Origin of the sequence: Paenibacillus sp. (assembly GCF_035645235.1) — a bacterium.
In the GTDB taxonomy this organism is placed as follows: domain Bacteria; phylum Bacillota; class Bacilli; order Paenibacillales; family YIM-B00363; genus Paenibacillus_AE.
Window position 1 is genome coordinate 1 of record NZ_DASQMZ010000057.1, and the last position, 8,256, is coordinate 8,256.

Consider the following 8,256-nt stretch of genomic DNA (forward strand, 5'->3'; position numbering starts at 1 on the left):
GGCGCGGGCGCAGGCGCAGGGGTGCCGCGTGGCGCGGGCGCAGGCGCAGGAGCGCCGCGTGGCGCGGGCGCAGGCGCAGGGGCGCCGCGCACGGCCGTAACCTCCGGCATTTCCTTCAATGGGGGAACGAAAGGCAAAGCCGCGGCCGGATCGAAGCCGGCGCCGAAGAAGGCGGCCGCTCCGGAACGCGCGCGAGACAAAGCGGCCGAACGGCACCGCGAAAAGAAGAACAAGGGCGCTCCCCGCTGGTTGAAGGAGAAGCGAGGCGCCAACGGAGGCGAGTCCGATGGCGGTACCCCAACCTCGTAAAACGGTGCGCCGCCCCTTCGCCCCGCTAATCGGGCTGCTCCTCCTCTTGACGCTGCTCGTTGCCGGCACGATGGCGTACGCCTCCACCGAACCGCCGCTCGACTGGTCGACGGAGGGCGCTCCGGATTTAGCCGACAAGGTGCGGGGCATGGTCGCGGATATATCGTTGTCGACGACGATTAACGAAACGGAGCTCAACTCGATCGTAAAATCGGCGCTCTATGAAGAACGCAAGCTGTCGGCGAACGTCGAGATCACCGGCGCGGACGTCGCGCTGGCCGGCGACATGCTCACGCTGCGCACGGATGTCACCGTCGGCGGATGGCTTCGCCTCCCGGTAACGCATATGTTGCGTCTGGAGTGGGAGAAGCCGGACGTGAAGGCGACTCATTTGTCCTCCGCTTTGAAGGACATTTCGCTGCCGGTGTCCTTTTTCCCGATCGGCACCATTCGCGTACCGCTGTCGTTCGACGAGCGGATCCCAGCGGAAATCGACAGCGTAACATTCGAAGAAAACGCGCTACGCTTAACATTTCGCCTCATCAACCCGTTCAATTAAACGAAAATGAGCCCTCTTGGACAAACAGTCCAAGGGGGCTCATTTCATTGCGAAGGTCCAGGCAGAATTGCTCGCGCTTGGACCACGTCCACCGCAGATCTGTCGACGCCGCCGCCGAAATGCTCAATATTTGCGCTTAACTCTGGGAAATGCTCAAAATTTGCTCCTCACGCAGCACTCCAGGCAAAACGCCGCCGCGGCCGGTTGATCGGTGTGCCGCATCGGTCCGCGCTCCGACCGCGTCCGCCGCCGCTCTGACGACGCCCGCCGCCAAATGCTCAAAATTTGCACTTTTCGGAGCACTCCAGCCAAAACGCCGACGAGTCCGGAGGACCGGTGCGCCGCATCGGCCTGCACTTCGACCGCGTTCACCGCCGCTCCACCGCCGACCGCCGCCGAAATGCTCAAAATTTGCGCTTAACTCTGGGATATGCTCAAAATTTGCGCTTAACTCTGGGATATGCTCAAAATTTGCACTTTTCGGAGCACTCCAGCCAAAACGCCGACGAGTCCGGAGGACCGGTGCGCCGCATCTGCCCGCGCACAGCCCGCATCCCCGACGCACAAACCTCGCCCCTCGCCGCACCTACCGCCGGAATGCTCAAAATTTGCGCTTAACTCCGGGATATGCTCAAAATTTGCGCTTATCGCGGCACTCCGGGCAAGACGCCGACGCACCCGGCGGATCGGTGCGCCGCATCGGCCCGCGCTCAGCCCGCATCCCCGCCGCACAAACCTCGCCCCTCGCCGCACCTACCGCCGAAATGATCAAAATTTGCGCTTAACTCGGGGATATACTCAAAATTTGCGCTTATCGCATCACTCCTGACAAGACGCCGACGCGGCCGGCGGAGCGGTGCGCCGCATTGGCCCGCACTCCGACCGCGTCCACCGCCGATCCGACGACGCCCGCCGCCGAAACGCTCAAAATTTGCGCTTAACTCGGGGATATGCTCAAAATTTGCGCGTAACTCTGGGAGATGCTCAAAATTTGCGCTTATCGCATCACTCCTGGCAAGACGCCGATGCGGCCGGGGCAAGATGCCGACGCGGCCGGGGCAAGACGCCGCCTCTGCCGGAGCAAGACGCCGCCTCTGCCGGAGCAAGACGCCGACACGGCCGGGGCAAGACGCCGAAGCTGCCGGAGCATGACGCCGCTGCTGCCTGGAGGGCGGGTCCTTCTTCCTTGGGTTCTGGGACCTCGTGCCCATTTTCTTCCGTCACCCCCCAAAAGAGGATCGCGTCCCCGAACGATATGAGCATACCGGAACCGAACGCATGCGAAGGTACCGCATCATCTTACATATCAGATCATAGGAGCGTGGATAACGATGAGTATGTGGAAGAAAATGTTGATCAGCACGATGGCCTTTTCGTTAGTGGCGGGGGGCGCGACGTCGGCGTTCGCGGCGAAGCCGGATTGGGCGGGTAAGCCCGCATGGGATCGGGACGACGACCGAGACGATCGGGACGATCGGGACGACGACGATGATGACGACGACGATGACCGCGGCATTTATATCGAGGTCAACGGCAAGAAGATCAAGCTGAAGTTCGAGGACGTCGAGGCGGAGTCCGCGTGGGCGCTGCAGTACATCGCGGAGCTCGTGAAGCGGGGCGTCTTCACCGGTTACGAGGACGGCACGTTCCGGCCGAACCAGAAGGTGACCCGCATCGAAGCGATCGCGGCGGCCGTGCGCCAGATGGGGCTGCGCGCGCAGGCGGAGTCGGCTGCGGAGATGTCGACGGAGCTGAACTTCAAAGACGCCGACAAGATCGAAAAGAAATACCCGTGGGCGGTCGGGTACGTCGCCGTCGCCATCGAAAACGACCTGTTCCTCGAGACGGAGTCCGAGGTGCAGCCGGAGAAGCCGGCCGATCGGCTGTGGGCGACGATCCTGCTCGTGAAGGCGCTGGGACTCGAGAGCGAAGCGAAGGCGAAGATGAACGCCGAGCTCGCGTTCAAGGACAAGAAGGAAATTCCGGCCGGCGCGGTCGGGTACGTCGCGGTCGCGATCGAGAAAGGGCTCGTCACCGGCTATGAGAACAACACCTTCCGGCCGAACCAGCCGGTGACGCGGGCGGAGCTCGCGGCCATTCTCGACCGCACGGGCGATCAAATTCCGGACGATTCGACGGGCTTCGGCCAAGTGAACGGCACGTTCGTCGGCAAGACGGCCGACGGCAAGATCACGCTGACGGTGAACGGCCAGTCGAAAACCTATGCGGTCGCCGCGGACGTCACGGTGCTCAAAGACAACAAATGGGCGAACCTCAGCGCCGTATTGCCGGGCGACAAGGTGACGGCGGTCGTCTCGAACAACGTCGTCGTTTATCTGAACGTTACGCAAAACGCGACCGTCACGGACGGGCAGAAGACGGGCACCGTCACGGCGGTCGGCACGAATAAGCTGACGCTGACGAAGGACGGAACGACGACGGAATACGCCGTGAAGAGCGACGCCGTCGTGCTTCGCAACAACGCGACGACGACGCTTAGCGCGGTGAAGCCGGGCGACCAAGTGACGGCGACCGTCGTCGGCGGACTCGTCATCCACATCTCCGTCACGACGCCTGTCGTCGAAAACGGGCAAGCGAGCGGCGTCGTCACCGCGGTGCGCTCCAACCAAATCGACGTCTGGACGAATAACGCGGCGGTGACGTACTCGTTCGACTCGAACGCGGTCATCGTACGCCATAACGCGACGGTCGAGTTGAACGTCGTGCAGCCGGGCGACGGCGTAAACCTCATCCTCGTGAACGGGAAAGTTCTGCACTTGACCGTCACGGCGCCGGTATCCGACAACAACGTCGCCGTGTACACCGTAGCGGGCAAATACCAAGGCCATAAGACGGAAAACGGCAAGCTGACGCAAATGTCGATCAGCACGACGCAAAACGGCAGCGTCGTCACCCGCATCTACAACGTCGCGGCCGACGCCGTCGTGAACGGCAACGCCTTGGCGCTGGAGAAGGGCGTCTCCGACCTCGAATTGGTCGTAGCGAATCAGGTCGTCACGGTCGTAACGATCAAATAAGATAGCATCAGGGCAAACCGCCGCCTCGCCTTCATCCGACGGATGAGCGGGGCGGCTTTGTCGTAACGCGCATTTTGCGCAGCGTCGCGACGATTTCGATAAGCGTCTTAAAGCTTTGCACCATCGCCCGGTTCGAGCCGAAATTAAGGACGATATACGTATCGGTCTTCGGGTCGCAAAACAGATGCGTCGCCAGCACGCCGATATGCCCCTTCAAGCGCGGCAGCCCCTTCAGCAGCGGAAAAAACTCCTCGAACCGGACTTCCATCGCGCCGAGTCCGTACCGCAGGCCCGGGCGGAACCGCCGCTCGCACGTTTCCATCTCGCGCAACGCTTCCGCGCCGAGCAGCGCCCCGCTTCGGAGCCCCCGGTGAAACCGGATCAGATCGTCCGGAGTCGAGACGATGCCGCCGCCGGCCCAGTCGCAGCTGAGGCTGCGGTACCGGCTAATTTCTTTTCCGTTCAACCAGATCTCGCGCATCGGCCGCGGCGGCGCCGCCGTCGGTTCGGAATGGAACAGAAGATACGTTGCGGTCATGCCCAGCGGCTCGAACACGTCGCGGCGCAACGCTTCGTGGAACGGCCTTCCCGCGACGCGCTCGACGAGCTGGCCGAGCAAGATGTATCCCGTGTCGGAGTAATGGAACGACGCGCCGGGTACGGCGACGGCCCGGAGCCGCCGCCTGGCGTACTCGAGCAGCGCGTCTGGCGTCCAAAACGCGTCAGGCTCCGCCAGGACGCGGTCGAAGAAGGACGAGCCGTCGTCCGCGGCATCCTCGAAGTAGTCGGCGATTCCGGACGTGTGGCCGAGCAGATGGCGCGCCGTGACCGACCCCGCATAGTCCGTCCCCGACACGACGAACAGCCCGCGCAGATGCGCCTCGGGAAAATAAGGCGCGACGGGGTCGTCCAGACCGAGCCGGCCTTGCTCGGCTAGGCGCAGGACGAGCGCGGCGGTGAACAGCTTCCCGATGCTGGCGACATGGAACGGCTGGTCGGGGGCGACGGGCGCGTCCGTTGCGGACGGGGGGCCGCCTCCGAACGCGAGGTCGAGCCCCGGGGCGGCGATTCTCGCTTGCAAGGAGACGGGATGGCGACGGCGCCGCGTCAGTTTGGTAAAATAGGCAAGAAGCCGGGCGCGCGCCTCCTCCTCGGACAACGGTCTGCGCGACGCGAGGAACACGACGGCGAAGGCCGCTGCGGCTGCGGCGACGACGAACAGGAATAACGTAAGGAATATAGGCATAGGCGCACCTCCGAGGCGTGACGAACGAGTATTATGTTACTATTAGTGATATACCCAATAGTAATGTATGGACAACGCGGTTGTCTATAGCGGAAAAAGGGGATCGGATACAAGATGGAATACGTCATCCTGGGGTTGTTGATGTACAAGCCGCAGACATTGTACGAGCTGAATAAAGCGTTCCGGCAAGGAATCGCTTTATTCTATAGCGCCAGTTACGGAAGCCTGCAGGCGGCGCTGAAGAAGCTGACGACGCAAGGAGCGGTGTCCTGCGAAGCGGTCGTGGAGCACGGGCGGAATAAGAAAGTATATGCTATTACCCCAGTGGGCCGGGAAGCGTTCGCGGCATGGATGGAAGCGGACATTCCCGAGCAGCGGCTGGAGACGACCGCCCTGTCGAAGCTATATTTTTTAGGCTTGGTCGAGGAGCGGGAGAAGCAGCGAGAGATCGTCCGCGCCATCATAGGAAAGATCGAATCAGTGGAGTCGGAGCTGCGGGCTTTGGAGCGGAGCTTGCGATTGGCAGGGCGCGAAGGCGAGGGCGGCGACATCGACTTCCGACGAAAAACATTGGATTACGGCATCCATGCGCACGCCTTCGCGAAGGGCTGGTTCGCCGCCTTGCTGAAGGAGCTGTCCGCCGCGCCGTCCGAGGAAACATAAGAAGGGCTCGCTCGCGGCAAACGAACCGCAAACGAGCCCTTTCTTGCGAACGAACGCGTACCCCCTTCCCGATCGGTAGTCCGGGGCGGCGGTCAACGAATCAGTTGAGGTCGCCCGGCTTCTTGTCCTGGTTGTGCTGCAGCGCGTGCAGGTACATCTCTAAGCGGTCGAAGCGGTCCTCCCACATTTTGCGGAAGGTGTCGAGCCAAGCGTCCATTTCCTGCAGCGGCTCGGGGCGCAGCTTGTAGATGCGGCGGTTCGCCGCCGGCTGCACCTCGACGAGGCCTGCATCGCTCAGCACCTTCAGGTGCTTCGACGTCTGGGGCTGGAGCAGGCCGCAGCGCTCGGCGATTTCCCCGACGGGCAGCGGCCCGTTGCGGAGCAGTTCGACGATATGCAGACGGTTCGGTTCGGCTAATGCGCTGAAAGTTGTCGTATCCATGTATCGAACATACCTCATAAAGAATATGCACGTCAAGGAATATGAAGTGCGTAAGCCCATGGTTTATAATGGGAGCGACGCAGAACAAACCAAAGGCGGTGGACGAGAATGGACCGGGTCTTATCGGTTCGGGGGCTGGTAGGCGGATACAGCCGGAAGCGCCCCGTGCTGAAACAAGTCGACGCGAGCGTGCGCCCCGGCGAGCTCGTCGGCTTGCTCGGCCTCAACGGGGCGGGCAAGAGCACCTTCATGAAGCATATTATCGGCTTGCTGCTTCCGCAGGCGGGCGAGATCGAGGTGAACGGCCATACGCTGCAGTCCTCGACCGAAGCGTACCGGGCGTCGTTCGCCTTCGTGCCGGAAAGCCCGCTGCTCTACGACGAGCTGTCCGTCTGGGAGCATCTGGAGTGGACCGCGATGGCGTACGGCGTCGAGGAGAAGACGTTCCGGGAGCGGGCGGAGAAGCTGCTCGAGCGGTTTCGCATGGGCGCGGAGCGGAACAAGTTCGCGGGGCATCTGTCGAAAGGGATGCGGCAGAAGGTCATGCTCATGTGCGCGTTCCTCGCGAGACCGCCGTTGTACGTCATCGACGAGCCGTTCCTCGGGCTCGATCCGCTTGCGATCCGGGCGCTGCTGGAGCAGATGCGGGAGGAAAAAGAAGCCGGCTGCGGGCTGATCGTCAGCTCGCATATTTTATCCATGCTTGAAAGCTATTGCGATCGATATATCGTGCTGCACGAAGGAACGGTGCTCGCGGGCGGCGACGCGGCCGACGTCGTCGCCGCGGCCGGAACGCCGCCGGAGGGCAAGGTCGAGCAAGCGTTCTTCCGGTTGGTCGGGGGGGCGGCGCCTTGAATTTGAATTTGCGGAGGCTTTGGCAGGACCGCAGAAATCGCGATTTACGCGAGAAACTGCCCTACTGGCGATATGTTATGAGCAGCGGCGGAGCGGCGATGGGCTTCGCGCTCATCCTCGCGATCCAAGGCTACGCTTCACTGTTGACGCGAACGCGGCAGGCGGGCGCCGCCGACGAATGGCTGCCGCTCGCGGCCGCGGTAACGGTCGCCGCGGCGCTGCTGTGGAACCCCGCTCGCACGTACCTGCGGCCGCCGGATACGGCGCTGCTGCTGCGCGCGGAGAGCCGGATGCGCGAATACTTTCGGGGCGCCTGGGCGGTCGGCGCGGCGATGTCCGGCGCCGCGCTGGCCGCCGCGCTTGCGCTCTACTACCCGCTCTACGAAGGGGCGGGCTTCGGCGATCCGGCGTCCTACGTCGGCGCAGCCGCCGCGCTGCTGGCGCTGAAGGCGCTCCTCTACGCCGGGGCGTGGCGGGAAAGGCGCTTTCGGGACGGCGGCATCCGCGCCGCATTCGCCGTCGCGAAGGCGGCCGCGGCCGTCGCGACCGCCTTCGCGCTGCTGCGGTCGCCGCTCGGCGCGGCTCATGCGTGGCTGCCGCTGCTCTGGGCGGCCTACGCGGCAGCGCTGCGCATTCCGCCCTCGTATAAGGTGCATTGGGAGCGGCTCCTGGCGCTCGAACGGCGGACGACGGCGCTGCACGAGGCGTGGTTCGGCTTCTTCGTCGATTTGCCGCACCGCGCCGAAACGTACCGGCCCCGCGCTTACTTGAACGGGCTCCTGCGGCTGCTCGTCCGGTACGAACGAAGCCAAGCGTTCCGGTACCAATACTGGCGCACGTTGCTGCGTTCGTCCATGGCGGCGCTGCTCGCGCGGTTGATCGCGCTCGAGGCGCTGCTCGTCTGGACGTTCCCGCAGCCATGGGCGGCGGCGGGGACGTACGCCGCTTTCGCCTGGCTGATCGGCCTGCAGCTGCGCGGCCTTCAGTCGGCGCCGTCGGAGCCGCTGCTCGCCGCGATGTCGCCGCTGCCGGCCGAGCTGCGCGCGAGCTCGCAGCGCGCGGTGCGGCGTGCCGCGCACGCGGCCGCGGCGCTGCTGCTGGCGGCGCCGGTCGCGGCGTTCGCGTCGCCGGCGGTCGCCGCAGG

At 63.9% G+C, this 8,256-nt stretch carries 8 protein-coding genes and 1 pseudogene; 6 read left to right on the forward strand and 3 right to left on the reverse strand.

Annotated features, from left to right (window positions below; translation table 11 throughout):
- Together VEZ38_RS05010 and VEZ38_RS05015 are read left to right on the forward strand one after the other, a co-directional pair.
- Positions 1-309, forward strand: a pseudogene (locus VEZ38_RS05010) (hypothetical protein); the annotation flags it as partial.
- Positions 287-868: a hypothetical protein gene (locus VEZ38_RS05015; RefSeq protein ID WP_324892250.1), complete on the forward strand. Its 582-nt coding sequence runs from the start codon at positions 287-289 to the stop codon at positions 866-868. The pseudogene VEZ38_RS05010 and the gene VEZ38_RS05015, both read left to right, overlap by 23 nt.
- Before the next feature lie 153 nt (positions 869-1,021).
- Here VEZ38_RS05015 and VEZ38_RS05020 read toward each other — a convergent pair whose 3' ends face one another.
- Entirely contained in the window at positions 1,022-1,276 is a 255-nt protein-coding gene (locus tag VEZ38_RS05020) for a hypothetical protein (protein WP_324892251.1), read from the reverse strand.
- 923 nt (positions 1,277-2,199) lie between these two features.
- Here VEZ38_RS05020 and VEZ38_RS05025 point away from each other — a divergent pair.
- Positions 2,200-3,906 (forward strand): S-layer homology domain-containing protein, encoded by a 1,707-nt coding sequence (locus VEZ38_RS05025; protein WP_324892252.1) that lies wholly within the window; start codon positions 2,200-2,202, stop codon positions 3,904-3,906.
- 31 nt (positions 3,907-3,937) lie between these two features.
- On the opposite strand, the gene VEZ38_RS05030 is transcribed toward VEZ38_RS05025, so the two are convergent.
- Positions 3,938-5,152 carry a serine hydrolase domain-containing protein gene (locus VEZ38_RS05030; RefSeq protein ID WP_324892253.1) on the reverse strand — a complete coding sequence of 405 codons (1,215 nt, stop codon included), beginning with the start codon at positions 5,150-5,152 and terminating at the stop codon, positions 3,938-3,940.
- Positions 5,153-5,266: 114 nt separating this feature from the next.
- On the opposite strand from VEZ38_RS05030, the gene VEZ38_RS05035 reads away from it, so the two are divergent.
- Complete coding sequence (locus VEZ38_RS05035) at positions 5,267-5,815, forward strand: PadR family transcriptional regulator (protein ID WP_324892254.1); 549 nt, start codon at positions 5,267-5,269, stop codon at positions 5,813-5,815.
- A gap of 100 nt (positions 5,816-5,915) precedes the next feature.
- Here the strand turns inward: VEZ38_RS05035 and VEZ38_RS05040 are convergent, their stop codons facing one another.
- Positions 5,916-6,257: a metalloregulator ArsR/SmtB family transcription factor gene (locus tag VEZ38_RS05040; RefSeq protein ID WP_324892255.1), complete on the reverse strand. Its 342-nt coding sequence runs from the start codon at positions 6,255-6,257 to the stop codon at positions 5,916-5,918.
- Positions 6,258-6,365: 108 nt separating this feature from the next.
- Between VEZ38_RS05040 and VEZ38_RS05045 the strand changes: the two genes are divergently transcribed.
- Both VEZ38_RS05045 and VEZ38_RS05050 read left to right on the forward strand, forming a co-directional pair.
- On the forward strand, positions 6,366-7,112 hold the full coding sequence (locus VEZ38_RS05045) for an ABC transporter ATP-binding protein (protein ID WP_324892256.1): 747 nt from the start codon (positions 6,366-6,368) through the stop codon (positions 7,110-7,112).
- A gap of 8 nt (positions 7,113-7,120) precedes the next feature.
- The coding region (locus VEZ38_RS05050) for an ABC transporter permease (RefSeq protein WP_324892257.1) at positions 7,121-8,256 on the forward strand (1,136 nt) is incomplete at its 3' end.